At 69.5% G+C, this 25,286-nt stretch carries 21 protein-coding genes and 4 tRNA genes; 8 read left to right on the forward strand and 17 right to left on the reverse strand.

Translation table 11 applies throughout. The features are described 5' to 3' along the window. Positions 1–156: 156 nt before the first annotated feature. The 8 genes from ACFVT5_RS40165 to ACFVT5_RS40200 form a co-directional block, all read right to left on the reverse strand. A complete protein-coding gene (locus ACFVT5_RS40165) occupies positions 157–1,572 on the reverse strand; it encodes an FG-GAP repeat domain-containing protein (protein WP_389898941.1) in 1,416 nt (471 codons plus the stop codon). Positions 1,573–1,738: 166 nt separating this feature from the next. Beyond that, positions 1,739–3,238 (reverse strand): esterase, encoded by a 1,500-nt coding sequence (locus ACFVT5_RS40170; RefSeq protein ID WP_389898831.1) that lies wholly within the window; start codon positions 3,236–3,238, stop codon positions 1,739–1,741. A 196-nt stretch (positions 3,239–3,434) separates the two neighbouring features. Beyond that, on the reverse strand, positions 3,435–5,711 hold the full coding sequence (locus ACFVT5_RS40175) for a (Fe-S)-binding protein (RefSeq protein WP_389898834.1): 2,277 nt from the start codon (positions 5,709–5,711) through the stop codon (positions 3,435–3,437). Positions 5,712–5,972: 261 nt separating this feature from the next. Continuing rightward, the gene (locus ACFVT5_RS40180; protein WP_389898835.1) at positions 5,973–6,287 is read right to left on the reverse strand and encodes a hypothetical protein; all 315 of its coding nucleotides are present in this window, start codon (positions 6,285–6,287) and stop codon (positions 5,973–5,975) included. 53 nt (positions 6,288–6,340) lie between these two features. Beyond that, positions 6,341–6,417: transfer RNA gene (locus ACFVT5_RS40185), tRNA-Phe, on the reverse strand. Between the two features lie 21 nt (positions 6,418–6,438). After that, positions 6,439–6,513, reverse strand: a tRNA-Asp gene (locus tag ACFVT5_RS40190). 39 nt (positions 6,514–6,552) lie between these two features. Continuing rightward, positions 6,553–6,625, reverse strand: a tRNA-Glu gene (locus ACFVT5_RS40195). An 80-nt stretch (positions 6,626–6,705) separates the two neighbouring features. Next, positions 6,706–8,295, reverse strand: coding sequence for a metallophosphoesterase (locus tag ACFVT5_RS40200; RefSeq protein ID WP_389898838.1), 1,590 nt, complete (start codon positions 8,293–8,295; stop codon positions 6,706–6,708). A 59-nt stretch (positions 8,296–8,354) separates the two neighbouring features. On the opposite strand from ACFVT5_RS40200, the gene ACFVT5_RS40205 reads away from it, so the two are divergent. The 7 genes from ACFVT5_RS40205 (at position 8,355) to ACFVT5_RS40235 (ending at position 17,173) form a co-directional block, all read left to right on the forward strand. After that, positions 8,355–8,705, forward strand: a complete 351-nt coding sequence (locus ACFVT5_RS40205; RefSeq protein ID WP_389898840.1) for a metallopeptidase family protein — start codon at positions 8,355–8,357, stop codon at positions 8,703–8,705. Between the two features lie 393 nt (positions 8,706–9,098). Continuing rightward, on the forward strand, positions 9,099–9,635 hold the full coding sequence (locus ACFVT5_RS40210) for a hypothetical protein (RefSeq protein WP_389898843.1): 537 nt from the start codon (positions 9,099–9,101) through the stop codon (positions 9,633–9,635). Between the two features lie 258 nt (positions 9,636–9,893). Beyond that, positions 9,894–12,278 carry a DEAD/DEAH box helicase gene (locus ACFVT5_RS40215; protein WP_389898846.1) on the forward strand — a complete coding sequence of 795 codons (2,385 nt, stop codon included), beginning with the start codon at positions 9,894–9,896 and terminating at the stop codon, positions 12,276–12,278. Positions 12,279–12,425: 147 nt separating this feature from the next. Further along, a complete protein-coding gene (locus tag ACFVT5_RS40220) occupies positions 12,426–13,916 on the forward strand; it encodes an amino acid permease (RefSeq protein ID WP_389898848.1) in 1,491 nt (496 codons plus the stop codon). A 180-nt stretch (positions 13,917–14,096) separates the two neighbouring features. Further along, positions 14,097–14,169 (forward strand) — tRNA-Lys (locus ACFVT5_RS40225). A 266-nt stretch (positions 14,170–14,435) separates the two neighbouring features. Continuing rightward, positions 14,436–14,786 carry a hypothetical protein gene (locus ACFVT5_RS40230; RefSeq protein ID WP_389898851.1) on the forward strand — a complete coding sequence of 117 codons (351 nt, stop codon included), beginning with the start codon at positions 14,436–14,438 and terminating at the stop codon, positions 14,784–14,786. Positions 14,787–14,824: 38 nt separating this feature from the next. Beyond that, the gene (locus tag ACFVT5_RS40235) at positions 14,825–17,173 is read left to right on the forward strand and encodes a caspase domain-containing protein (RefSeq protein ID WP_389898853.1); all 2,349 of its coding nucleotides are present in this window, start codon (positions 14,825–14,827) and stop codon (positions 17,171–17,173) included. A gap of 8 nt (positions 17,174–17,181) precedes the next feature. Here the strand turns inward: ACFVT5_RS40235 and ACFVT5_RS40240 are convergent, their stop codons facing one another. From ACFVT5_RS40240 to ACFVT5_RS40280, 9 genes are all read right to left on the reverse strand, one after another. Further along, on the reverse strand, positions 17,182–17,322 hold the full coding sequence (locus ACFVT5_RS40240; RefSeq protein ID WP_389898855.1) for a hypothetical protein: 141 nt from the start codon (positions 17,320–17,322) through the stop codon (positions 17,182–17,184). A 440-nt stretch (positions 17,323–17,762) separates the two neighbouring features. After that, positions 17,763–18,689: an MASE1 domain-containing protein gene (locus tag ACFVT5_RS40245; RefSeq protein WP_389898857.1), complete on the reverse strand. Its 927-nt coding sequence runs from the start codon at positions 18,687–18,689 to the stop codon at positions 17,763–17,765. A 126-nt stretch (positions 18,690–18,815) separates the two neighbouring features. Next, complete coding sequence (locus tag ACFVT5_RS40250) at positions 18,816–19,643, reverse strand: PP2C family protein-serine/threonine phosphatase (RefSeq protein ID WP_389898859.1); 828 nt, start codon at positions 19,641–19,643, stop codon at positions 18,816–18,818. Between the two features lie 899 nt (positions 19,644–20,542). Next, positions 20,543–20,884, reverse strand: a complete 342-nt coding sequence (locus ACFVT5_RS40255) for a YciI family protein (protein ID WP_389898861.1) — start codon at positions 20,882–20,884, stop codon at positions 20,543–20,545. Positions 20,885–21,650: 766 nt separating this feature from the next. After that, positions 21,651–22,052 carry a hypothetical protein gene (locus tag ACFVT5_RS40260; protein WP_389898863.1) on the reverse strand — a complete coding sequence of 134 codons (402 nt, stop codon included), beginning with the start codon at positions 22,050–22,052 and terminating at the stop codon, positions 21,651–21,653. Positions 22,053–22,149: 97 nt separating this feature from the next. After that, positions 22,150–22,650 carry a hypothetical protein gene (locus ACFVT5_RS40265; RefSeq protein ID WP_389898865.1) on the reverse strand — a complete coding sequence of 167 codons (501 nt, stop codon included), beginning with the start codon at positions 22,648–22,650 and terminating at the stop codon, positions 22,150–22,152. Further along, positions 22,647–22,829, reverse strand: a complete 183-nt coding sequence (locus ACFVT5_RS40270; RefSeq protein WP_389898868.1) for a hypothetical protein — start codon at positions 22,827–22,829, stop codon at positions 22,647–22,649. Before ACFVT5_RS40270 ends, ACFVT5_RS40265 begins: the two co-directional genes overlap by 4 nt. Beyond that, positions 22,826–23,245 (reverse strand): hypothetical protein, encoded by a 420-nt coding sequence (locus tag ACFVT5_RS40275; RefSeq protein ID WP_389898871.1) that lies wholly within the window; start codon positions 23,243–23,245, stop codon positions 22,826–22,828. The genes ACFVT5_RS40270 and ACFVT5_RS40275 overlap by 4 nt, the downstream gene beginning before the upstream one ends. A gap of 139 nt (positions 23,246–23,384) precedes the next feature. Beyond that, on the reverse strand, positions 23,385–24,620 hold the full coding sequence (locus ACFVT5_RS40280) for a helix-turn-helix domain-containing protein (RefSeq protein WP_389898874.1): 1,236 nt from the start codon (positions 24,618–24,620) through the stop codon (positions 23,385–23,387). Between the two features lie 246 nt (positions 24,621–24,866). Here ACFVT5_RS40280 and ACFVT5_RS40285 point away from each other — a divergent pair, with 246 nt between their 5' ends. Next, positions 24,867–25,013: a hypothetical protein gene (locus tag ACFVT5_RS40285; protein WP_389898877.1), complete on the forward strand. Its 147-nt coding sequence runs from the start codon at positions 24,867–24,869 to the stop codon at positions 25,011–25,013. Positions 25,014–25,286: the final 273 nt, after the last annotated feature.

Below are 25,286 nucleotides of genomic sequence, written 5' to 3' on the forward strand. Positions count from 1 at the left end.
GAATGGGAGCCTTTACTCACGTTTGCCGGGGTGTTGCCTCAGCTTTACGGAGTGTTCGGCTCACAGGAGACTCCCCATGGGGTTCGGGGGTTGTACGGGACGGGAGAGAACTTCCGCCGACCTCAACTCCATGACCCGCACGGCTACTTCATGCCGTTACTTCATACCCAGGAACATCGCCGTCGAGAACGTCACCTTCGGCGCGCGGGCGATCAGACCCTCGGTCGCGCCCGGGTACACCGCGACCGTGTCCCGGGTCTCGTCACGTGCGGTACGGACCACCAGGTCGGCGCGCTTGTCCCCGTCGAAGTCGGCAACCGCCAACACCCGTGTCGTCCCGGTCGCCTTCGGCCGTACGACGACCTCGCCCGCCGTCGACAGGCCCGACGCCGTGCCCGGGAAGATCCGTAGCCGGGAGCCGCTGGACACCAGGTCGTCCCGGCCGTCGCCGTCGAAGTCGCCGGAGTCGAGGACGGTGCCGGGCACGGCGAGCGTGGCGCGCGCGGTGCCCGGGATCTCGTACCGCAGGGCCGTGCCGCTCTGGGAGCCGATCGCCGCGTCCATGCCCTTGCCCTTGCCGAACCGTCCGAAGGCCACGTCGAGCCCGGACGGCAGCAGGACGCCCGTCTCGGCGGGCCCGTCCGGCCCGCCGAACACGACGGCCGACTTCGACGCGCCGCTCTGCGTCCGCACGACGAGGTCGTCGTAGCCGTCGCCGTTGACGTCGACCGCGGGTCCGGCCGGTACGTTGCCGGGCGCGGGCAGCGGCGCGCCCGCCGCGCGCGGTGCTCCGGTACGCGAGAACGGGCCGCGCAGGAAGCTCAGCGAACTGTTGCTCGCGTGCACGACGAGATCCATCGCGCCGTCCCCGTCGAAGTCGCCGCAGACCGGCTGGTCGGGCCAGTCGTTGCCGATCCGGGCCCGGTCGGGGATGCGCACCTTGACGGCCTTGCCGGTCAGCCCGCCGGGCGAGCCGAACAGGATCTGGAGCGGTACGGGGGGTGCGCCCTGGCCGTCGTACGGCGGATCGGTGGAGACGACGAGGTCGGTGAACCCGTCGCCGTCCAGATCGCAGAACGCCTCGGCGTCGAAGGTGGCGGGCACCTGGCCCTTGGTGGGCGCGGCGAGCCGGGCCGGGTTCAGCAACTGCCGTGTCGCGGGCCGCAGTCCGGTACGGGAGCCGTAGACGATGCCGATGCCCGCGTCGTCGCCGTGGCTGTCGTCGGGGCCCTTCACCAGGTCGTTGATGACGAGGTCGGGGTAGCCGTCGCCGTTGAAGTCGGGCCGGGCCGCGCTGTTCTTGACGTTCTTGACACCCTTGACGCCCTTGCCCTGGGGCACCGGCAGCGGCGCCGGACCTTCACCCGCCTCGACGCCCACGGGCCGGCTGGCCTTGGCCGACTGCCCGTCGCCGTCGCCGGAGGAGCCGCAGGCGGCGAGGGCGGTGGTGAGAGCGGTGGCGAGGAGCAGCGCGCAGACGCGGAGGGCAGTCGCCCCCGTACGACTCGCGCCGCCGGTCACGCCCCCCGGGCGCCCCACCCCGTCACGTCCTGCGCGCACCATCCGCCCCACCCGTCCGTCCGCCAACTCTGGCAACTCCGCCAACTCCGAAAACGCCGCGCCCATCATGCGCCCGTTGGGCAGGTACGCAACAGGCCGGTCCCGCCGGAGGGGGTGCGGGCCCGGCCTGTCGTTCATAGGGGGCGGGGGTGACTCGTCTCGGTCTGCTCGCCCCGGGCTACTCGTCGATCGCCGCCCCGAACAACGCGTCCGCCGCCGGAGCCCCCAGCGACCCGGCTCCGTACGTCCACGAACCGGCCGCCGTGACCCCGCCCGAGCCCGCCGACAGGACCCAGACCACGCCGTCGTTCGTGTTCTCGCCCGGTGCCGCCGCCAGCAGCCCGAACCGGCCGTCCCTGTTCGGGTCGGTCAACCGGACCTGGGCGCCCCACTTGTCGCCCTTCTCGGCGGTGCCGGGCACGTTCGCGCTGTTCTGGTCCCACGACTTCGCGCCGGTCGCGGTCAGCCCGCCGGCGGTGCCGCGCAGGATCCACACCGCGCCCGCGTCGGCGACGGTGCCGATGTCCTCGCCGGGCGCGCCGATCGCCACGTCCGCGTAGCCGTCGCCGTTGGTGTCCGCGACGGACAGGTCCGCGCCCCAGCCGTCCCCGCGCTCGGCGACCCCGGGTACCCCGGCGGTGTCCTGCGTCCACCACTGGACCTCGTCGGCGGGCCCGTCGGGACCGCCGTACCGCACGCCCACCAGACCGCCGGTCAGGGACTCGCCGCCGTCGTCGGGGGAGTGCGGCTCACCGGTCACCAGGTCGTCGTACCCGTCGTTGTCGATGTCCCCGGAGGCCGCCGCGGGCCCGCCGCGCAGCTCGCGCTCGTACGTGAGGAAGCCTTCGCTGCCCGAGAAGTACGCGGACCAGCCGTGCCCGGGTTCGTCGCCGGTGGTGACGCCGGAGACGACGAGGTCGGCGTAGCCGTTGTCGTCGTAGTCGCCGGTGGTGAGTGACTTCGGGGCGATGTCCCGGTCGGCCGCGAGTCCGGCGATGCGCTGGGTCTTCCGCTTCTTCAGCGGTGACCGGTCGTCGGCGGCGCCCTTGGCGGCCCGGAGTTCGGGCGCGTACGCGAACGTGTGGAGCCGGTCCTTGTCGAGGACGGCGATCTGGTCGTCCGGGTTGTACGCGGTGAAGTGGGCGGCGGCGACCGCGAGGCCGAACTGCGCGCCCTCGGTGGGCTCCACGGCCTGGATCCAGTCGCTCGCCGCGCCCGTGAGACCCGCCTTGGAGCCCCACAGAACCGCGACGCCGCCCGCGTCCTTGGCTTCGTACAGGTCCTCGCCGGGGATGCCGACGAGCGCGTCGTCGTAGCCGTCGCCGTCCAGGTCACCGGTGGCGACGGCCTGCCCGAAGTGGTCGCCCGCCTCTGCGGCGCCGGGGACTCCGGCGGTGGACTGGCTGAACCGCGCCACGTTCTTGGTGCCGATGCCCTTCGGCGACCCGTACTGCACGGTGACGAGTCCGGCGCCCTTCTGTCCGCTGACGGTGGCGCCGGGCGCACCGACCAGCACGTCCTCGTACCCGTCGCCGTTGAAGTCGCTGTTGCGGTCGCTCGCGTGCGTACCGCCGGGGGTTCCGGCGTGGGCGGCGGGTGCGAGGGCGAGGGCCATACCCGCGCCGGACACCAGGAGGAAGGTGGCCGCCGCGAGGGCGGTCGAACGGTTCTTGCGCATCTGCGGCTCCCGTGAAGAAGGATGGCCGGGCAGCGCGGGGGGTTCCGGCAAGGGCCCGTTCCTTGTCCGGCGCCCTGTTCGACACGGGGTGGGGCGGAAGGGTTGTACGGGGGTGTGCGGGGGCGCGGACCGGACGGGCATACGGAAGCCGGGGTCCCGTGAGGTGACCCCGGCCTCAACTACCCTTTCGCGCGGCTTACTTCACGGGCTCGGGTTCCGGCGCGTCCGCTGACTCGGCCTCGCCGGTGGGCGGTTCACCGTCGGCGGGGGTGCGTACCGAGTCGAGGAGCAGCTGCGCCACGTCCACGACCTGGAGCGACTCCTTCGCCTGGCCGTCGTTCTTCTTGCCGTTGACCGAGTCGGTGAGCATCACCAGGCAGAACGGGCAGGCGGTGGAGATGATGTCGGGGTTGAGGGACAGCGCCTCGTCCACGCGCTCGGTGTTGATCCGCTTGCCGATGCGCTCCTCCATCCACATCCGGGCACCACCGGCGCCGCAGCAGAAGCCCCGCTCCTTGTGCCGGTGCATCTCCTCGTTCCGCAGGCCCGGCACCTTGGCGATGATCTCGCGCGGCGGTGTGTAGACCTTGTTGTGGCGGCCGAGGTAGCAGGGGTCGTGGTAGGTGATCAGACCCTCGACCGGCGTGACGGGGATCAACTTGCCGTCGTCGATGAGGTGTTGGAGCAGCTGGGTGTGGTGGATGACCTCGAACTCGCCGCCGAGCTGCGGGTATTCGTTGGCGATGGTGTTGAAGCAGTGGGGGCAGGTCGCGACGATCTTCTTGGCGGTCTTGGGCCTACGGGTCGCCGGGTCCTCTTCGTCCTCGCCCCAGGCCATGTTGAGCATGGCCACGTTCTCCTGGCCGAGCTGCTGGAACAGCGGCTCGTTGCCGAGACGGCGGGCGGAGTCGCCGGTGCACTTCTCGTCGCCGCCCATGATCGCGAACTTGACGCCCGCGATGTGCAACAGCTCGGCGAACGCCTTGGTGGTCTTCTTGGCGCGGTCCTCCAGGGCGCCGGCACACCCGACCCAGTAGAGGTAGTCGACCTCGGACAGGTCCTCGACATCGCGGCCGACGACCGGAACCTCGAAGTCGACCTCCTTCGTCCACTCAAGGCGCTGCTTCTTGGCCAGACCCCAGGGGTTGCCCTTCTTCTCCAGGTTCTTGAGCATCGTGCCGGCCTCGCTGGGGAAGGCGGACTCGATCATGACCTGGTAGCGGCGCATGTCCACGATGTGGTCGACGTGCTCGATGTCGACGGGGCACTGCTCGACGCAGGCGCCGCAGGTGGTGCAGGACCAGAGCACATCGGGGTCGATGACCCCGTTCTCCTCCAGGGTGCCGATGAGGGGCCGCTCGGCCTCGGCGAGCGCGGCGGCGGGCACGTCGGCCAGTTGCTCGGCGGTGGCCTTCTCCTCGCCCTCCATGCTCTTGCCGCCACCGGCGAGCAGATACGGGGCCTTGGCGTGCGCGTGGTCGCGCAGCGACATGATCAGCAGCTTCGGGGAGAGCGGCTTGCCGGTGTTCCAGGCGGGGCACTGCGACTGGCAGCGACCGCACTCGGTGCAGGTGGAGAAGTCGAGGAGACCCTTCCAGGAGAAGTGCTCGACCTGGCTGACGCCGTAGACGTCGTCCTCGCCCGGGTCCTCGAAGTCGATCGGCTTGCCGCCGGAGGCCATCGGCAGCAGCGCGCCGAGCGCCGTACCGCCGTCACGCTCACGCTTGAACCAGATGTTCGGGAAGGCGAGGAAACGGTGCCAGGCGACGCCCATGTCGGTCTTCAGCGCGACCGTGATCATCCAGATGAAGGAGGTGGAGATCTTGATCATCGCGACGAGATAGACCAGGTTCTGCACCGTGGAGACGCTCAGCCCCTTGAAGGCGGCGACCAGCGGATACGACACGAGGTACGAGATGTCGTAGCCGTCGACGTGGTGCAGTACGCCCTCCAGACCGCGCAGCGTCAGGATGCACAGGCCGATGAGCAGGATGACGGCCTCGACGAAGTACGCCTGGCCGAAGTTGGATCCCGCGAACCGGGACTTGCGGCCCGCGCGGCTCGGCAGCGAGAGCTGGCGGATCACGATGAGGGTGAGGATGCCGAGCGTGGTCAGCAGCCCGATGAGTTCGGTGAACACCTCGTACGGGGGCCAGGTGCCGATGACGGGCAGGGCCCAGTCGGCCTGGAAGAGCTGACCGAAGGCGTTGACCAGGGTGAGGACGAGGGTGAAGAAGCCGACCGCGACGAACCAGTGCGCCACGCCGACGATGCCCCAGCGGTTCATCCTGGTGTGGCCGAGGAACTCCTTGACCACGGTGAGGGTGCGCTGCTTCGGGTCGTCCGTGCGGGTGCCCGCGGGGACGGCCTGGCCGAGCCGCACATAGCGGTAGATCTGTGCGATGGCCCGGCCGAACAGGGCCACACCGACCACGGCGAGCACCAACGACACAATGATCGCGGCGAGTTGCATGAAGGCTCCTCGAACCTGCGCGAGCGGAATACTAAGCGGTAACTTATGTGGTTCGTTCGAGACTACCGACTTATTTCGCCGCGCTGTAGTTAGCGACGCGGTGATCTGTGTCGCTGTACAGAACGTTACGCGCCGCTGGGTTGGCGGGGGGTGCGCAGTTCCCCGCGCCCCTTATAGGGGCGCTGTGGTTGAGGTCGCGTCCACGCGGCGGAGCCGCATATGTCACAGTCCCGCGCCCCTTTCAGGGGCCTGGGGTCGGATTCAGGGGCGGGGGGCGCGCTGGCTCAGGCCCATGATCAGTAGGCCGGTCAGGAGGAGGGCGCTGCCTGTCAGGGTTCCCCATTGGCGGGTGGGGATGTCGCTGATCATCAGTCCGAAGACCGCCTGGCAGCACAGGGCGAAGGCGATCAGTAGCTGACCCCAGCCGTGGAGGCGGGGGCGGTGGATCGTCCGGCGGTTCACGGGGAGCACCCAGCCACGGGTCACCGCTGCCACGCCCGAGGCGAAGACGAGCGACGCGAACAGTACGAGGGCTAGGGCGAGGTACAGCTTCATGGTCCCTCTCGCGGCCGGCATGAGAACACCCCCGCCGAAAATTTTCGGTGGGGGTGATTGCCCTGACAGGGCGATGGTGGCTGGGGCCGGGATCGAACCGGCGACCTATCGCTTTTCAGGCGATCGCTCGTACCAACTGAGCTACCCAGCCACGCAACCTCAACGGCTGCAGCGGTCCTGACGGGATTTGAACCCGCGGCCTCCACCTTGACAGGGTGGCGAGCACTCCAAACTGCTCCACAGGACCTGGTGTGTGTGCCGACACAGTGTTGCATATCGACACGCGTGCCCCCAACGGGATTCGAACCCGTGCTACCGCCTTGAAAGGGCGGCGTCCTAGGCCGCTAGACGATGAGGGCTATCGGCCCGCCTGGGCGCTTCTCAGCGCGTCGGGGACGTGAGAAGCATATGGGATGGCGGGAGGTATCGGCAAAACGGTTTACCGGCGGCCCGGAGCGGTCGTGGCGGGTGTGGTCGTGGCGGGTGCGTTCGTGCCCGGCGCGTTCGTGCCCGGTGGTACCGGGCTCGGGGTCGCGCCCGGCTGGTTCTCCTTCGGGAGGTGGCGGCTCACCTCGGCCGTGGACAGGCCGAGACCGCCGAGTTTGATCTCGTCCCACGCCTGGAGCCGCCGCGTCCCCCGGTCCAGGTAGAGGATCGACGCCTCGATCGGATCCGGGTACTTCCCCTCGACGGCGCGCAGCCCGCTGCCGCCCGTCGACCCCTCGACCCGCAGCCGGGTCCCCAGCGGCAGGACCTCCATGTCGCGGCGGTGCAGATGCCCGGACAGCACGATCGGTACGGTCCCGTCCGTCTCGCGCGCGGCCACTGGCTCATGGACCACCGCCATGTCCACCGGCGTACCGGCCGTCGTCTGGTCCCGCAGCGCCGACGCGAGGCGGATCCCGGCGAGCCGGTTGGCCGCGTCGCCCCCGGCGGGCGTCGAGCGGTCCGGGGTGAACTGCGGGTCCCCGGTTCCGGCGAACCGGACGCCGGCGACCGTCACGGCCCGGCCCTCGTCCAGGACGTGCACGTTCTTCATGCGTTCCAAGTACTTCTGCGTGGTCCGCGAGTCGTGGTTGCCGCGTACCCAGACGTAGGGGGCGCCGAGGTCGGGGATCGGGTCGAGGAAGCCGTTCTCGGCGGCGCTGCCGTGGTCCATCGTGTCCCCGGAGTCCACGATCACGTCGATCTTGTACTGCTCGACCAGCGAGGAGACGATTTTCCAGCTCGCCGGGTTGAGGTGGATGTCGGACACGTGCAGGACCCGGATCGTGGACGGGTCCGGCTGGTACGCGGGCAGCGTCGACGTGACGTCGTACAGCTTGGTCACATTGGTGACCAGGCGCGCCAACTCCTTCTGGTAGACGTCGAATTCGCTGACGATGCTGCGGGCGTTGCCGACGACGGACGGCGCGCTGCTGAGCAGTCCGGAGAACTTCGGCTCCAGGACCGAGTTCGGGTTCCAGGTCGCGAAGGCGGTGGCCCCGGACGCGGCGAGCAGGGTGAGCGCGAGCCCGCCGGCGGCGAGGGCGCGGCGCGGGCGCCGGTAGACGACCAGGCCCAGCGCGGTGGCCCCGGCGACGACGGCGACGCAGGACCGTACCGCCAGGTCGAGCGTGCCCTGTCCGACGTCCCGGGCGACCTCGTCCTGGAGCCCCGAGATCCGTTCGGGGTGCTGGACGAGGGCCTCGGCGCGTACCGGGTCGAGCTGGTCGACGTCCACGTCCAGGCGGATCGGCGCGGTGTGCGTGTTCAGTTCGAGGGCGCCCAGCGGCGACACGTTGATCTTCGTACCGCCGGAGAAGGAGGCCCGTAGCGTCATCCGGGTGTCCATCGGGCCGACGGGCACCCGTACGCTCCCGACGATCAGCAGCCCGAGCCATGCCCCGACCAGCACGACGGCCACCAGACCGAGGGCGCGGCGGTACGGGTGCGGGTCGCGGCCCAGTTCCGGCAGGGGGCGGGTCCCTCGCGGGAGGCGTACCCGGCGGAGTGCTGACAGTGCTGCGGCTGCGCGGTCGCGGGGCATTGGTCCCGTATGCCCAAGGGCGGGGTGGGGTATGCGGCGCGGTGGTCGACAATGGGCCTGTGCTGGAGATGACGCGCGAGGAGTTCGAGGAACTGGTCGCCGAGGCCCTGGACCGGATCCCGCCGGAGCTGACGCGGCTCATGGACAACGTGGCGGTGTTCGTCGAGGACGAACCGCCCGCCGACGATCCCGAGCTGCTCGGGCTCTACGAGGGGACGCCGCTGACGGATCGGGGCGAGTGGTACGCGGGCGTACTGCCCGACCGCATCACCATCTACCGGGGCCCGACCCTGCGGATGTGCGCGTCCCACGAGGAGGTCGTCGCGGAGACGGAGGTCACCGTCGTCCACGAAATCGCCCACCACTTCGGAATCGACGACGAACGCCTGCACGCCTTGGGTTACGGCTGATCGGACTTGCCCTGCGGACGGCGTTCCCTCGGCCTTTCCGCCGCGGCGGCGATTCGCTACGGCGGTGGGTGTTCGGCGGCATCGCGGTGGGTCGGTGATGGCGGTCTCGGGTTCCGCCAGGGGCGGAGTCCCGCGCCCTGTGCCCGGTACCCTGCCCGGATTTCTGTCCGCCGCAGCGGTGCTCCGCCACGGCGGTGGGTGTTCGGCGGCATTGTCGCGGTGGGAGGAGGTCCGGGGGTGTCGGGGGCCGGGCTCCCCGAGGCTCCGGGGGCGGGGGCCGGGTCGGGAGCGGGACGGCGGAGTCGTGCTCGGTCGTGCTTGGGCGTGTCTTCTTGTGGGTGACGGGAGTTGGGCAGTACGAGTCCATGCCCCGTGTCCCGGAGGTGGCTGCCCGTGCGCTCCTTGTACGTTCCCGTCCGACTGGCCGTCGTGGCGGCGGCCGTCGCGGCGACCGCCGGCTGCATGAGCGTCGGCGACGACGCCGGGCGGCCGGGCCCCTCGCACTCCGCCGGGCCCCGGGGCGGTGCGGCGGCGCCCGACGGCGGTACGGGTGCCACGGGCGGCGGCACCGGACACCACGACGAGCACGGCGCCAAGGCGGACAGCCGCCCCGGCGCCGACGGAGCGTCCCCCTCCGCCTCGCTCTCCGGTACGGAGTCGCCCACGGCATCGGCGCCGGGCAAACCCCCGGGAGACGCCAAACCCGATGTCCCGAACAAGCCCGACGTACCGACCCCGACGCACCCCGACCCCACACCGCCTCGCAACACCCCGGACCCCACGCCGACGAAGCCGGACCCCGAGCCTTCGAGCCCGGACCCGACGACCCCCGAGCCGTCGTCGTCGGCGCACGAGGACGGTCCGTCGGGCGACCAGGCGGCCCGCTTCATGCGGATGGAGCCGTCACCGGAGGCCGGTGAGCCGGTGTGATCGGCGCCCATGGGCCGGCCGTGTTCGAGTCGTGATCGGTGTCACGGGGAACCGGTTTGCCTTGGGGGCTGAGGGGTGCGTATGGTGGTAGATCGTTTGATCCCATTTGCCCGGCGCACTCCTCACAGAGCGAGGACAGAAGCGCGCCGCGTGTGGCGCGTACTCTCCCTTGCCGTGGCCGGACCGCATTGAGGCGGTCGATTGCGACTTCACGGAGTTTGGGCGCGTGCCGTGAACTCCGGAAGGTTCGCATTTCGCATGTCTGTTTCCAGTACTGATCACGTCGTCGTGCCCGAGAACGGCTCGGACACCGAGGCCGGCGAGGTCATCCAGGTCGTCGACGTGGTCGAGACCGTCGAGGTCATCGAGTCCGACGCGACCGAGGCCAAGGACAGTGACTCCACCGAGGCCACGGACGTCGAAGAGGCCCCCGCGGGGCCCGACTTCGGTGATCTCGGACTCCCCGACGGCATCGTCCGCAAGCTCGCGCAGAACGGCGTGACCACCCCCTTCCCGATCCAGGCCGCGACCATCCCGGACGCCCTGGCCGGCAAGGACATCCTCGGCCGTGGCCGCACCGGCTCCGGCAAGACCCTGGCCTTCGGCCTCCCGCTGCTCGCCACGCTGAGCGGCGGCCACACCGCGAAGAAGCGCCCCCGGGGCGTCATCCTCACCCCGACCCGCGAGCTGGCGATGCAGGTCGCCGACGCCCTCCAGCCCTACGGTGACGTCCTCGGCCTCAAGATGAAGGTCGTCTGCGGCGGCACCTCGATGAGCAACCAGATCTACGCCCTGGAGCGCGGCGTCGACATCCTCGTCGCCACGCCCGGCCGGCTGCGCGACATCATCAACCGCGGTGCCTGCTCGCTCGACAGCGTGCAGATCGCCGTACTCGACGAGGCCGACCAGATGGCCGACCTGGGCTTCCTGCCCGAGGTCACCGAGCTGCTCGACCAGGTTCCGGCGGGCGGCCAGCGCATGCTGTTCTCGGCCACCCTGGAGAACGAGATCGACTCGCTCGTCAAGCGGTACCTGAAGAACCCCGTGACCCACGAGGTCGACCCGTCGGCCGGCGCGGTCACCACCATGACGCACCACATCCTGGTCGTGAAGCCGCGCGACAAGGCCCCGGTCACCGCCGCCATCGCCGCCCGCAAGGGCCGCACCATCATCTTCGTCCGCACCCAGCTCGGCGCCGACCGTGTCGCCGAGCAGCTCCGGGACGCGGGCGTACGCGCCGACGCGCTGCACGGCGGCATGACCCAGGGCGCGCGTACCCGCACGCTGGCCGACTTCAAGGACGGGTACGTCAACGCGCTCGTCGCCACCGACGTCGCCGCGCGCGGTATCCACGTCGACGGCATCGACCTCGTTCTGAACGTCGACCCGGCGGGCGACCACAAGGACTACCTGCACCGTTCGGGCCGTACCGCCCGCGCGGGCCGCTCCGGCACCGTCGTCTCGCTCGCGCTGCCGCACCAGCGCCGGCAGATCTTCCGGCTGATGGAGGACGCGGGCGTGGACGCCGCGCGTCACATCGTCGGCGGCGGCGGTGTGTTCGAGCCCGAGGTCGCCGAGATCACCGGTGCACGGTCGATGACCGAGGTCCAGGCCGACTCCGCGGACAACGCCGCGAAGCAGGCCGAGCGTGAGGTCCAGGACCTCGCCAAGAGCCTGGAGCGGGCGCAGCGCCGCGCCACCGAACTCCGTGAGGAGGCCGACCGGTTGGTGACGCGGGCGGCGCGGGAGCGGGGCGAGGAGCCGGGGGCTGCGGTGACCGAGGAGTCCGTCGCCACGGCTGGTGTTGGTGCCGGTGACGCGGAGGGCGCGGTTTCCGCCGAGGCTTCGGTTCCGGCTTCGGCTTCGGCTCCGGTGCGCGACGAGCGTCCGGCGTACGACCGTTCGTCTTCGAATGCGCAGTCCTCGTCCTCGTACGAGCGGCGTGACGGCGACCGGGGCGGCTTCCGCCGGGACAACGACCGTGGCGGTTTCAACCGTGACCGTGACCGTGGCAACGACCGTGGCGGGTTCCGTCGCGACGACCGCCGTGACGACCGGCGTGACGGTGACCGCGGTGGGCGTTCGTTCGAGCGGCGTGACGGCGGTGGCGACCGTGGCGGGTTCAACCGCGACAACCGTGACCGTGACCGTGGCAACGACCGTGGCGGATTCCGTCGCGACGACCGCCGCGATGACCGCCGTGACGACCGGCGCGACGGTGACCGTGGCGGGCGTTCGTTCGAGCGGCGTGACGGCGGCGGCGACCGTGGTGGCTTCCGTCGCGACGACCGTCGGGACAACGACCGTGGTGGGTTCCGGAGGGACGACCGTCGGGACAACGACCGTGGCGGTTTCAACCGGGACAACCGCGACCGTGACCGTGGTGGCGACCGTGGCGGATTCCGTCGCGACGACCGTCCGTCGACCGGCCACCGGGGCAGCGACCGCCCGTTCAACCGCGACCGTCGCGACGACCGTCCGGCGACCGGTCACCGCACCGGCGGCCACGACCGCCCGTACGGCCGCCGCGACGAGCACCGTGGCACGGGTACCGGCAGCGGTACGGGTACCGGTTCGGGCTCCGGCTCGGGTACGGGCTACGGCCGCCGGGACGAGAAGCCGCGCTGGAAGCGCAACGGCTGACGCCTGATCGGGTCACCGATTGACTGACTGAGAGCGGGCTCCTCCAGACGGAGGAGCCCGCTCACGTCATTGAGAGGGGTAACTTTCAGCCACGCTACGGGCGTTCGTGGCGCATGCCCTGCCCTCAGGAAGGGAATTGCTGGGGGCATGACAAGCGACGCGACGGCGGCGGAACAGCCGCTCACGGACGAGGAACGCCTCGCCGAACTCGGCTACACACAGGTCCTCGCGCGCCGCATGTCGGCGTTCTCCAACTACGCGGTCTCCTTCACGATCATCTCGGTCCTGTCGGGCTGTCTCACCCTGTACCTGTTCGGTATGAACACCGGCGGCCCCGCGCTGATCACCTGGGGCTGGGTCGGTGTCGGCCTGATGACCCTGTTCGTGGGCCTGGCGATGGCGGAGATCTGTTCGGCGTATCCCACGTCGGCGGGCCTGTACTTCTGGGCGCACCGCCTGGCGCCGCCCCGGTCGGCCGCCGCGTGGGCGTGGTTCACGGGCTGGTTCAACGTCCTCGGACAGGTCGCCGTGACCGCCGGCATCGACTTCGGCGCGGCGTCGTTCCTCGGCGCGTATCTGAACCTTCAGTTCGGCTTCGAGGTGACCCCCGGCCGCACGATCCTGCTCTTCGCGGGAATCCTCGTCCTGCACGGCCTGCTGAACACCTTCGGCGTACGGATCGTCGGGCTGCTGAACAGCGTCAGCGTGTGGTGGCACGTCCTGGGCGTCGCGGTCATCGTCGGCGCCCTGGCGTTCGCGCCCGACCATCACCAGTCGGCGTCGTTCGTCTTCACGCACTTCGTCAACAACACGGGCTGGGGCAGCGGACTGTACGTCGTCCTGATCGGCCTGCTGATGGCCCAGTACACCTTCACGGGGTACGACGCGTCGGCGCACATGACCGAGGAGACGCACGACGCGTCCACGGCGGGCCCGAAGGGCATCGTCCGCTCCATCTGGACGTCCTGGATCGCCGGATTCGTCCTCCTCCTCGGCTTCACCTTCGCCATCCAGTCGTACGACAAGGCCCTCGCGTCGCCGACCGGGGCGCCGCCCGCGCAGATCCTGCTCGACGCGCTCGGCGCCACCGCGGGCAAGCTGCTGCTGCTCGTCGTGGTCGGCGCGCAGCTCTTCTGCGGGATGGCGTCCGTCACCGCCAACAGCCGGATGATCTACGCCTTTTCGAGGGACGGCGCGCTGCCGTTCTCACGGGTGTGGCACACCGTGAGCCCCCGGACCCGTACACCGGTCGCGGCGGTATGGCTCGCGGCACTCGGCGCCCTCGTCCTCGGACTCCCGTACCTGATCAACGTCACCGCGTACGCGGCCGTGACCTCGATCGCCGTCATCGGCCTGTACATCGCGTACGTGATCCCGACACTGCTGCGGCTCCGCAAGGGCGACGACTTCGAACGGGGCCCCTGGCACCTCGGCCGCTGGTCCCGCCCCATCGGCGTGGTGGCCGTCGCCTGGGTCGGCGTGATCACGGTCCTGTTCATGCTCCCGCAGGTCTCACCGGTCACCTGGGAGACCTTCAATTACGCCCCGATAGCGGTCCTGGTCGTCCTGGGCTTCGCGGCGACGTGGTGGTTCGCGTCAGCGCGACGCTGGTTCCTGAACCCGGACCGGGAGTCGTAGCCGGGGGAAACTCAGGGGCGGGGAGTGGGGCGGGGGTGCGACGATGGCCACGGGGACGTGCCGTCGGGGTACCGGGTGGGTACCTCTGGGTGCCTTCGGGGTGCTTCCGGGTGTATGCCCTGCTCCTCGCCGGGGACGGGTCCACGACCGCCACCGCGGCCCCGCTATGCTGCGGGATGCGGGCCGTTAGCTCAATTGGCAGAGCAGTGGACTTTTAATCCATTGGTTGTGGGTTCGAGTCCCACACGGCCTACTGGTTCAAGGACGGGGAAACCCCATCTGACCAGCCACTTTGCGCCTCGGCCCCGATTCGCGGGCCGGGGCGCTTCGGTCTTCTCGGCCCCGTGCGGGAGCGATCAGTCGTCGCGAGGATGCCAAGGGGTCCATCCGCGATCGTCGGCGATCGTCCCACCGGCGAGAGCGTCGCGTTTCCGTCGTCGTCACCCTCTTCGACGGAGCCCGGATAAAAGGCCAACGGCGACGCCATACTGATCACACGTCAATGTGGGGGGAGGGACGATGCCTGCCATGTGGTTGGTGGTCGAGTCCGACGACCCGGTCGAAGGGCTTGCGGAGCTGTCCGACTGGCTCGCTCAGGAGCCTGAGCTGGCAGGTCTGGTCAGTGGGAACAGCACGCCGGAGCCGGGCGAACTCGGAGCGCTGGCCAACGCTCTGGTGGTCGCGGTGGGCAGCGGCGGAGCGTTGAGCGTGCTGGCCGCGTCGCTCAAGGTGTTCCTCGCTCTGCCACGCCGCTCAGACGTGCGGATCAAGGTCGACGGCAGACCGGACGGGCGGACGGTGGAAATCGACGCCAAGCGCGTGCGTGATGTCGAGGCGCTGCTGCGAGAGGCACTCGGGCAGGACGAATGAGTGAGCGAGCGGTAGATCCCGCCCGCTCAAGGATCGTGTTGGTCGGGCCCGCCTACTACGACGACCCTCGTCTGCTGGACGTACCGGTGATCGCCAACAACATCAGCGATCTGACCCAGGTACTCACCGACGACAGGCTCGGCGGCTTCAGTCCCTTCCACTGCCTCCCGGTTCCTCCAGCGGCCGGCGTGGCACAGGTGGGCGACGTGCTGGTGCGTGCGGCCGACGAGGCCGAGGACCTGCTGCTGTTCTACTACAGCGGACACGGGCTGCTGGGCCCGAGGCGCCGGGAGCTGTATCTGAGTCTCGCGGCGACCCGGTCCGACCAGCTGGGATTCACCGCGCTGCCGTTCGAGGCGGTACGCGATGCCTGTCTGGACAGTAAGGCCACGAATCGGGTGGTGATCCTCGACAGTTGCTTCAGCGGGCGAGCGATCGAGACGCTTGCGTCATTCGACGAGGCGGTGCTCGGCGAGATCGAGGTCTCCGGGACTTACACACTGACGTCGTCACCGGCGAATCGAACCGCGTTGGTCTTACCCGGAGAGCGGCACACCGCGTTCACCGAGCGACTGCTGGCCCTGCTGAGCGGCGGCAGTCCAGCGGCCGGGGCGATGATCAGCCTCGGAGACATCTACCGGCTTCTGCACACCCAACTGCGCGCCGAGGGCCTGCCGGTGCCGCAACGACGCGGCGTGAACAACGCCGACCTGCTCGGGTTGGTGCGCAACGTCCACTTGGTACGCGACGTCGACCTGGTAGGCAACGTTCACTCCGTACCTGTGTCAGGCGACGCACCAGCGGCGGCCGACACCACGGGGCCTGAAGGCGCGTCCGCCCGTGGCACAAACATGGCCGAGCGTCTTACGCACGCCGAAGGCATCGCCAACACCATCAGCGATGGACTGTGGAGAGCGCGGGCGCTGGCACGGGTGGCGCTCGCGGGAGCCGATACCTTCGATCCCGAGCGCACGGGACGCCTGATCGACCAGGCGGAGCAGGCCGCGAGCACGGTCGGTCAGACTCCGGCGAAGGCGCTGACCGCCGTGGCCACGGCTGCGGCCACTTTCGATCCCGACCGAGCCGAACGCATCGCCAACACGGCGGCCGACACGGCCACCAAGAGCTACGTCCTGGCCGCTTTGGTCACAGCGGTGGTCGCCACTGATCCCGGCCGAGCCGAGCACATCGCGAGCACCATCCCCGACCAGCGCCAAAGATGGCTGGCGCTGAGCGCCGTGGCCGCGGCGACGGCCGCCACCGACCCCGACCGAGCCGAACGCCTCGCGAACACCATCACAGACGAGGACTACAGGTCGCCGGCGCTCAGCGCCGTAGCTGCGGCGATGGCCCCCGCCAATCCCGACCGAGCCGAACGCGTCGCCAACGACATCACCCGGAAGCACTCCAGGCTGAAAGCGCTCAGTACGGTGGCCACGGTGACGGCCGCCACTGACCCCGATCAGGCCGAGCACATCGCCAACACGATCACGGACAAGCACTACAGATGGTTGGCGCTGAGCGCCGTGGCCGCGACGACGGCCGCCACGGACCCCGACCGGGCCGAGCGCATCGCCAACGACATGATCCGCAGCTATAACAGGTGGTCGGCGTTCCTCTCCGTGGAGACGCTGGCGGCCTCGGACCTGGCCACGGTGCTCAGCACGGTGGTGGCCGCGCTGGCTGCTGAGGAGCCCGACCGGGCCGAACGCCTCGCGCACGCGATACCCCACAAGCCCTCGCGCGATGACGTACTGGCCACGGTGGCAAAGGCGGTGGCCGCCGCTGATCCCGACCGGGCCGAACGCATTGCCAACACCCTCACGCACAAGCCCTCGCGCGAAGGCGTACTGGCCACGGTGGCAAAGGCGGTGGGCGCCGCTGATCCCGACCGGGCCGAACGCATCGCCAACATCCTCATCGACAAGTACGTACAAGCGACGGTGCTGACCGCCTTGGCCTCAGTGGTGGCCACCGGAGATCCAGAACGTGCCGGCAGTCTGATCGACCAGGCGGAACGGACCGCGACCAGGGTCAGGCTTCCCAGCCGGACGGAGGCGCTGATCGCGGTGGTCACCGCGGCGGACGCCTTTTCTCCCGACCAAGCCGAACGCATCGCCTACGCGATTTCCGACAAGTCCGTCAAAGGGACTGTGCTGATGGCCTTGGGGAAGGCGGTGGCCGCCACTGACCCCGACCGAGCCGAACGCATCGCGAACACTCTCACCGACGAGTATTCCGTGGTGAGGGTACGCGCCGCTGTCGCCAGGTCAGTCGCCGTGACCGACCCGGACCGCGCTCGGCGTATCACCCAACGGATCCACAGTCCCACCAAGGCGGAGATCCTGCACTCAGTCGTTCTTGTGCTGACAGACCCCACGAGGTGATGCTTGGCTTACCACTTCCGCCACTTGTCCGTGACCTGATACCGGCCGAGACCGTGCCGGTCGGTCAGCGCTACGACGTCGATGCCGTGCTCGGTGAGGGCCTGGTCGATGTAGTCGCTACGCCAACTCGTCGTCGGTCTCTCAGCCATGGAGCGGACCGTACAGCGCACCTCCGACAGCGGGATCCGCGCCCGCCGACCGTGACTCGGATCAGGTAGCAGGACGGGCAGGAGTGCGGTGCCCAGCCGATGATTGCACGGAGGTTGACTCCGCCCGATGGCGACGGGGCTGAGTTCAGCGTCCGGCGATCTCGTACACGGTCAGGCCCAGCGCCGCGACACCGGTCAAGGCGGCGGTGGAACTGTTCGAGGAGCACGAGGACGGGTTGACGGAGCGGGCGGCGGTGGCCGTGCCGCGGGCGCGGAAGCCGGAGGCCGCGGCCGACAGCCCTGTGCCTTGAGGACCTGTAGCTGGAAGTCGAACGATCGAGGCTCCGTCACCGCAGGTGGCGGGGCCTTTCTGCTGAAGGCGATGCGGGAGACGGCTCCGGATGTTCGGTGAGCCCTTATGTCTGGCACGAGGGGCCCCCTCAGGCATCGGGGGGAGCACGGTGAGATCCCGTGTCCAGGTGCGTGACCGCGTCGGAGAGCTGCGCGCACAAGCGCCCGATCTCTTCGTGGGTGCGGTTCCGTTCGGTGACGACCGCCGTGAGGAGCAGGGCGGTGAGGGAGACGGTGCCGTTGAACGCCTGGAGGGTGACCATGTTGGTGAGGAGACCGTGGTGGGCGAAGGGGCCGGTCATCCGGCCGGCGGCGAGGATCGCGATCGTGGAGACGCCCAGGGCACATGGTGCGGCACCCGCACGTTCGAAGCGGAACGAGGCCCAGATCAGGAAAGGGAAAACGAGGAAGAGCAGGGAAGAGCTGCCGGTGCTGGTCGCCAGGACGGTCACGGTCACGGTGCACGTCGCCAGTGCTGCCGCCTCGACCCAGATCAGGAGACCGACGGCGGGTGGCCACCGTGCCCATCGGACCACGAGCAGGAAGGGGGTGACGATCAGCACGCCCATGGCGTCGCCTGTCCACCACACGGACCATGTCGGCCAGAAGCCGCTGGCCGGCAGTGCCCCTGACAGGACGAGCGCGCTGCTGCCGATGGTCGCACTGATCAGCATGGGACCCAGGGCGCCGAGGAAGACCAGGGCCAGTGCGTCTTTCAGGCGGTCGAGGTCGTTGTGGAAACCGGCACGGCTCAGCAGCAGGTAGGAGCAGATCGGGGCGAGGGTGTTGCCGACGACGATCGCCAGCACGGAGGGGAGCGTGGGACCGATTGGGATGTTGACCGCGAGGGCGCCGATGGCGATGCCGGGCCAGACCCGTGCTCCGAACAGGAGCAGGGCGGCGACCGAGATACCGGTCGGAGGCCACAGGGGCGTGACCTGGCCGCGCACCAGCTCCTGGAGCAGCCCCAGGCGGGCGGTCGCGTAGTAGAGGGCTGCGACCGCCAGAATCGTCAAGGCAGTGGCTTTGTGCCGCCCGAGTTGTGAGCTGTCCACCACATAAGCATCAGACAACACATCGCATGGTTCGGGCCGGACGGACGCGCCGACAGCACGGTACTGCCGGCAGCTGTAACGCCTTCGCTACTGCGCGTACGGCCGACCGTCGTGGCGGACGACGAGAACGGCGGCATCGTCATTGCTTCCGGTGCGGTCCGCGACCCGGATCACTTGCGACGCCAGAATGTCGGGGGCGATGCCACGTCCGGCGCCCACCAGTCTGGCCACCTCCGCCAGGCCCTCCTCGATCGGGTAGGCCGGTCCTTCCACTACGCCGTCCGTCAGCAGGACGAGGTAACCGGGCTGCGTCAGGCGTCGATGAACCACTGGGTAGCTCTGGCCGGGCAGAATCCCCAGAGGAACCCCGCCAGGGTCCAGGCACACAGCCGATTCGCCCGTGTCGGTGCCCCACACCATCGGGACGTGGCCGGCCCGGGCGATACCGAGATCGCCGCTTCGCGGTACGAAGCTCAGCAGGCAGCAGGTAGTGAAGAGGTTCCAGCCGAGCGAGATCAGCAAGTCATTGGCACTGGCCAACACCTGCCCGGGGTCACCTGTGACACTGGCGAGGGCCCGAAGGCTGGCACGAGCTTCTCCCATGAAGGCGGCGGCCTCGACTCCGTGGCCCTGCACATCACCGATGGCGATCCCCGCCACCCCGTCTCTCATCGGGAAGGCGTCGTAGAAGTCACCACCTACAGCCAGATCGTCCTGCGAGGGCGAGTACCGGGCTGCCATTCGGAGGCCGGGAAAATGGGGCAGTTCGGAAGGGAGCATGTGCCGCTGCAGCGCCATGCCGAGCTCCGCCCGGGCCTGCTGGAGTCTGATGTTCTCCAGTGCCTGATCGACAAGGCGCCCAAGGGTAAGAAGGAGTTCCTGGGTGCTGTTCGACGCTTTGCGGTGTCGGTACATGACATTCCCGGTATGGCGATTCGCCCCTGGTCAAACCCTAGCCCGGTCGCCGCCACCTGGCACGGAGGCCGACACTCGCCCGGCCCGCGGTGGGAGTGCGATCCACCCCGCCGCCATGGGCCTGCGCACCTCGCCGGCCATCACGGGCACTGCGAAGGCGGACGAGGTCGTTCGGCAACGTGTGAAACGACCAACGCGGGCTGCGCGGCGGCCAAGACGATCCCACCGCCTACGACGGCGATCATGTTGCCGTACTTGGTGATCGAGTGCACGGTGCATCCCTCCTGCGAGCGCTGCGATTCGAGAAACTACGCCGCCGGAGGGGGCGGACCACCCCCGCCTGCGCGGGGACCACCCTTTCTGAGCTGCGGCGTTAGAAGAGCTTTGCCATTGGTTGACCGAAGCTCGTGCGCACATCTCCATGGTGTCAGAGGCATGCGGTGAAGTCCCCGTCACGGGAGAACGCATCGGTGCGGGGAGAATGGTGCTCCCCCGCTGTCGGCGCTGAAGCGGGCGTCTGCTTGGTCGCGCGTCAGCTGAAGTGGTGTGATCAGGCGGTTCTGGACAGCGGACGATCGTGCGGAACCGACTGGCACGGCTCAACCGGGACTTCTAAAAATCCATTGGTTGTGGGTTCGAGTCCCACACGGCCTACCGCCCGGCCCCAGGTCAGAAGCTATGCGACCTGGGGCCGAAGCAGTTTCAGGGCCTTGAAGATCGTTAGCTCAGCCAACGCTCGACCGAGATGCAGACGATCACGCCCTGGAGAACCTTCGCTCCGTACACGGGGAGTTGGCCGGCGAGGTGCCGTCGGTTGAGGTCACCCGCCCTATGCGCTGCTGCATGCCTTTCGTCGTGGGCGCGCGACGCACGACCGACTCTGGCTGAGGTTGCCCTCGTCAGCTGGCCGGGTCGTACTGGAACTGCCGGACCTCTTGCGAGCAGCGGCAGGCTACGGCGATCTTCGCGGCCCACTTGAGTGCCGCCTCCCGCGAGGGCAGTTCTAGAACGGTGTAGCCGCCGTTGGGCACCTTGTGGCCTGGGTACGTGCCCTCGGTGACGGTGCCGTCACCGGCCACGAGCACCGGGTCCACCTCCTCATCGATCCCGCCGCCGAAGACGTACACGCCCGCCGCCTTGGCCTCTTCGATGACGGCATGCGAGGCTTCGACCACCGCCTCGAAGTCCTCCTTGGGGAACACCATGGCCTCACCGGGGAACGAGATCAGGTACTTCGTCATTCGAGGACTCCTCTGCTCCGGCGGCGCCACCCGTCGGCTCTTCTCTGTGGCACCGCTCTGGTGCCCAGTCCGATTGTGGCTCCGGCGCCGATGCGTATGCAGTCCCTGTGCGAAGACTGCCGCAGCCTCGGGATCTTCCAGTACACCGCGCTCCACCCCACCCAGCCTCGCGCTGACCAGCCGAATCCCGGCGCCGCCTGGATGATCAGAATTCGGCAGTCGAGAAAGGGACGCGATGGCTCGCACCAACGCAACACGGAGTCGAGGCTCAGCCCGCCCGTAAAGCGACACGACCTGCGTGGGACACGGCAAGTGCCGCGACACGGGAGGGGCAGGTGAGCTGACACCGCGCGGTGATCTCCAAAGCCAGGAACCGCAGTGTGGTGGGGGGTTCCAGAAGGGTCGTCACTGTCTTCTCCTTACGTTGTTGAACGGGTGTAGTGCCCGGAGCTGCGGGCGAGCTGATCGTGGCGGCGCATGCCCGGGATCTCGGACAGCGAAAGTTCGCACGACATGTCGTCAGGCGGCGGGCTGGCCGCTACCAGGGCACATGTCGCGGCTGCCCGGGGCCTGGTGGGCGGTGGTCGGCTCGCCGGGATTGGCACCGGTCCAGGCTCCGCAGGCCGGGCAGGCTCCACGGCAAACGCCGGGGTCGAACCGCTCGCCGCGATGGTTGACACACATGATCATCACTCTCCCTTGGGGTGGGTGGTGCTGATTTGGTGTGGTGCGCTCCACCGCGCGGCCGGGGGCCCGCGGGGAGGTCTCAGATCTTCCGGACGAAGGCCCGCGCGGTGTTGTGGAAGAAGACGGTGCAGCCGATGTGGTCGGTGCGGTTCCCCTCGCGTTGCGACCAGACGTCGAGCTTGGCGATCTGGGGGGACTCGGCGGCCCCGATGACTCCGGCCAGCCACGCGTCCGACGTTCCGGACTCTCCCGCCGTGTACGCGGCGGGCTGCCCTTCGACGTCTGTCGCGGGGTTCTCGGACTTCTCGCCGTCCGCGAGCTGTCCGGTGATCTGCCACCTGGTCTCGCGGCCGGCCGCCGTGACGGCCACCCCGTAGGGATACCGCTCCTCGCCCACCTCCTGGAGCGGCTGCACGCGCTGCACACCGGGCGCGTTCTTCGCCACGTCGATGAGGTAGTCCCGGAAGACGTCGGGTCGCATTGGTGGTCCTCTCGTAGGGGCGCCGACAGTCTACGAGCGGCCACCCCGCCCTCTGGGCGCTTGACCAACCCGGTCACCCCAACGTGCGTGCCCGTCATCACAGTGTGCTGCCGTGCCATAGGCAGGCGCCGGTGTGGATGAAGCCTCGGTGGGGTGCGCTGTATCCCATCCAGACGAGGGGGGCGAAGGTGCCGTCGTTCAGTTCCTGTTCGGTGATGAGTTCGTGGCAGGAGACGCAGATGGGTCGGCCCTTGCCGGCCGCCGTGCGGGCCCGGAGTAGGGCGGTCTGTTGTGTGGTGGCGTCGGCGCAGAGTCGGTCCCCGACGAGGGCGGCGGTCTCGCACTGCTCGCATGTGGTCCAGTGGGTGTAGAGGTTCCGGTACGTGGTGACGACGGCGACCCGGATCGGATAGCAGGTCCGGCAGGAGTGCGGCTCCCAGCCGATGCCCGCACGGAGGTCGACACGCGTGCCTTGTACGAGGGGATCGGCGCACCACACGCAGGCGGTACCGGTGTTCTGCTGGGCGGTGAGCTGGCGCATGCCCGGGATCTCGAACAGCGAGAGTTCGGTGAGGACCTGGTCCTCGGCGGCGCTCACCGGCGCGCCGCCCTCAGTGCACGACGGAGAGCCGTACCGGGTACGCACTTCGACTGGTCGGCGTTGCATTGCGCACACGTCACGGTGTGCTCGATCAGGGCCTCATACGCGATGGCGGTCTCCGGGAAGAACTCGACGCGGCCGTCATCGGTGACGTAGGTGAGCTGAGGCCCGGTCATACCCGCGTCCCCACGGCGACCGTGTCGGACCCGGCCAGCTTCGCCATGGCACGCAGCACGATGCACAGGCGCCGGTCGTCCAGGAGTTCCAGCTTCCACAGCGTGACAGTGCGGGGAAAGCGGACCGCGACGACCAGGGCAAGGAATGCCTTGTCCTCCGGAGTCAGCCCAGGTGCCCGTGCGTACCGAGCCTCGAACGCCAGCCAATCGCAGGACATCGTGCCGTCGTGTTCGGTGACCAGGAGGTGGCGGACGCCCTCGCGGGCGAGCAAGTCGTCTTCCTCGATGAGCGCGGTGACGGCGGCCCGCTCTCCGGGGTCGCGGTCATGTGCCCACTGCGTGAGGAGGTCACTCAGCAGTGGGGCGGCGGCCTCGCTGTTGTCGGTCGGTGTGGCGGTGCCATCGGCGGGGGTCATGTACGGCTGCTCCGGGGTCCGCTGGGTGCGGCACCGGCCCCCTCTGACCAGGGGAGTTGGGGGTCGGTTCCGTCCTGATGCGGGCACGCTACGGAGGCGTCCGGTTACAGCCCAGGGGCGGGCTGTCCCAGTTTGCGGATCAGGTAGGGCACAGTGCCCTACCCCAACATGCCGAGCCGGTCGGACAGGCCCACCACCGGGGCGTCACGGCGGGGTGCTCGCTCGCGCAACGCGTTGACGAGGCGCCGGGATGTGGAGTGATACCGCATCCACTCGGGGGCGTCCGCCTCGGCGCGCAGCAGGGCTTGCGCGGCGGCGTCGTCCTTGCCGAGGTCGGTGTTGCCTGGGCCCGGTCGACCTGCACCCTGGCCCGCCAGGTCGGCGGCAGCGAACCGAGATCCGGGATCGAGCGGAACGCGAGGACCGCGCTGTCGGGTTGTTCCATCTCCACCAGGAAGTTGACCCGTGCGACGCCCGCGTTGGTGGGCCCGAACGGGGTGGCGTACACGGAGATGTCCTCGCCCATGGTCTCGGCGGCGCCCTGGGCCCGCCGCAGCAGATCCGTCACGGTGTCGTTCTTCTCCTGGCGTACGGCGGCGGTGGCGGCGCGGAGCAGCAGGATGCCCCACAGGGCGAGGTCGCGCGGCGGGGACCGGAACCCCGGCTCGATGTTCTCGGCACGGGCGACGGCGATCCGCTCCGCGTCCGCGAGACGACCCTGCTTCGTGAACACCCAGGACAGGGTGGAGACGGCGAGGGTTTCGAGGTGGGGGTCGTCGCATCGCTGGATCGAGGCGAGGGAGCGCTCCATCGCTGTGTACGCGGCGTCTTCCTTGCCGAGGGCGGTGAGTGTGGTCGCGGCGACCTCGTAGGCCACGGCGAGGACCGAGTGCGCGGCGGCGGCCTCGGCACCGGTAGCGGCGTGGGCGGTGGCGCGGGCGTCCCTGATGAGCTGGGGCAGGAGCGCGCCGATTTCGCCCAGGCGTCCCTCGCGGCGGATGATCTCCGTCGAGCGAAGGGAAGCCCGCAGAGCCGCGATGGTGGGAGGGTCCTCCGGTTCGGCGTCACCGCCCAGCAGGTCGGCCACGGGGGACACGGCCTCTCGCAGCGCCAGTACCGAGGGGAGACCGTCGTCCGGCGCGGCCGGCGCCTCGAAGGTACTCGGTTGGCCGACGAGATAACTGGGCTCGGTGTCAAGGGCTTTGGCGAGGGCATTGAGCGTGGCCAGCCTGGCCGTCGTCCTCCGCCCCTGTTCCAACTTCCGCACGGTGTCCACGGACAGCCCGGCCCACTCTGCCAGCCCCTCCTGCGTCATCCCTCTGCGCAGACGCAACTCCGCGATGCGCTCACCCATACCGGACTCGAAAGCACTCACAAGTCACCCCCGCCAGAAGGCTGTACACCTCACGGTACGCCTGGCTTCCGCCGACTCCGAAGCCGCGCCGTTCGCGGCGTGGGAGATGTCCGACGGCGGATCGGGCCGGCGCGCTGTCGCCACGCCCGCCTTGCGAGAACCGGAGCGCACGGTGGATCTGGTCCCGCATGCGGCGGGCGTCGCGCTGGAGACCGGGTCTGCCTGTGCCCGCCGGGAGTTGGGTTCGGTAGCTGTCGCGATGGAGCCGTGGCAGGCCGGATCTGGGCCGAGGTGCTGGCCTCATCGGCAGGGGAGTGCGACGTGGCGGAGGCGCTGCCCCAGGAGCAGACCGAGGAGAAATCCCCGCGCCCCTACGGGAACACCCGCCGCTTGCGCGGGGAACACCCTTACTGAGCTGCGGTGTTAGAGGGGCTTTGCCATTGGTTGACCCAAGCTCGTGCGCACGTCTCCATCGTGTCAGAGGCATGCTGTGAAGTCCCCGTCACGGGGATACCGCATCGGTGCGGGTGGAATCGTTCCCCGCAGTCGGGGGCTGCCGGATCGCGCGCCCGCCAGTCGGCCAGGCCCCATTTGGAGGGCCGCCCCGTCAAGCGCGCCGTTCCGAGCGGCAGTTCGGGTGAGCGCAGTGGGTAGCCCGGTACGTTCCCGCGCTGATCTCGCGTCAGA

Origin of the sequence: Streptomyces sp. NPDC058001 (assembly GCF_042886315.1) — a bacterium.
Classification (GTDB): Bacteria; Actinomycetota; Actinomycetes; order Streptomycetales; family Streptomycetaceae; genus Streptomyces.

Excerpts from the sequence above, each read along its gene's own strand:
- ACFVT5_RS40220 (WP_389898848.1), top strand. The coding sequence starts at position 12,426 with ATGACAAGCGACGCGACGGCGGCGGAACAGCCGCTCACGGACGAGGAA.
- ACFVT5_RS40200 (WP_389898838.1), bottom strand. The coding sequence starts at position 8,295 with ATGCCCCGCGACCGCGCAGCCGCAGCACTGTCAGCACTCCGCCGGGTA.
- ACFVT5_RS40215 (WP_389898846.1), top strand. The coding sequence starts at position 9,894 with ATGTCTGTTTCCAGTACTGATCACGTCGTCGTGCCCGAGAACGGCTCG.
- ACFVT5_RS40250 (WP_389898859.1), bottom strand. The coding sequence starts at position 19,643 with ATGTACCGACACCGCAAAGCGTCGAACAGCACCCAGGAACTCCTTCTT.
- ACFVT5_RS40240 (WP_389898855.1), bottom strand. The coding sequence starts at position 17,322 with ATGGCTGAGAGACCGACGACGAGTTGGCGTAGCGACTACATCGACCAG.
- ACFVT5_RS40260 (WP_389898863.1), bottom strand. The coding sequence starts at position 22,052 with ATGCGACCCGACGTCTTCCGGGACTACCTCATCGACGTGGCGAAGAAC.
- ACFVT5_RS40255 (WP_389898861.1), bottom strand. The coding sequence starts at position 20,884 with ATGACGAAGTACCTGATCTCGTTCCCCGGTGAGGCCATGGTGTTCCCC.
- ACFVT5_RS40275 (WP_389898871.1), bottom strand. The coding sequence starts at position 23,245 with ATGACCCCCGCCGATGGCACCGCCACACCGACCGACAACAGCGAGGCC.
- ACFVT5_RS40170 (WP_389898831.1), bottom strand. The coding sequence starts at position 3,238 with ATGCGCAAGAACCGTTCGACCGCCCTCGCGGCGGCCACCTTCCTCCTG.
- ACFVT5_RS40175 (WP_389898834.1), bottom strand. The coding sequence starts at position 5,711 with ATGCAACTCGCCGCGATCATTGTGTCGTTGGTGCTCGCCGTGGTCGGT.
- ACFVT5_RS40180 (WP_389898835.1), bottom strand. The coding sequence starts at position 6,287 with ATGCCGGCCGCGAGAGGGACCATGAAGCTGTACCTCGCCCTAGCCCTC.
- ACFVT5_RS40230 (WP_389898851.1), top strand. The coding sequence starts at position 14,436 with ATGCCTGCCATGTGGTTGGTGGTCGAGTCCGACGACCCGGTCGAAGGG.
- ACFVT5_RS40270 (WP_389898868.1), bottom strand. The coding sequence starts at position 22,829 with ATGACCGGGCCTCAGCTCACCTACGTCACCGATGACGGCCGCGTCGAG.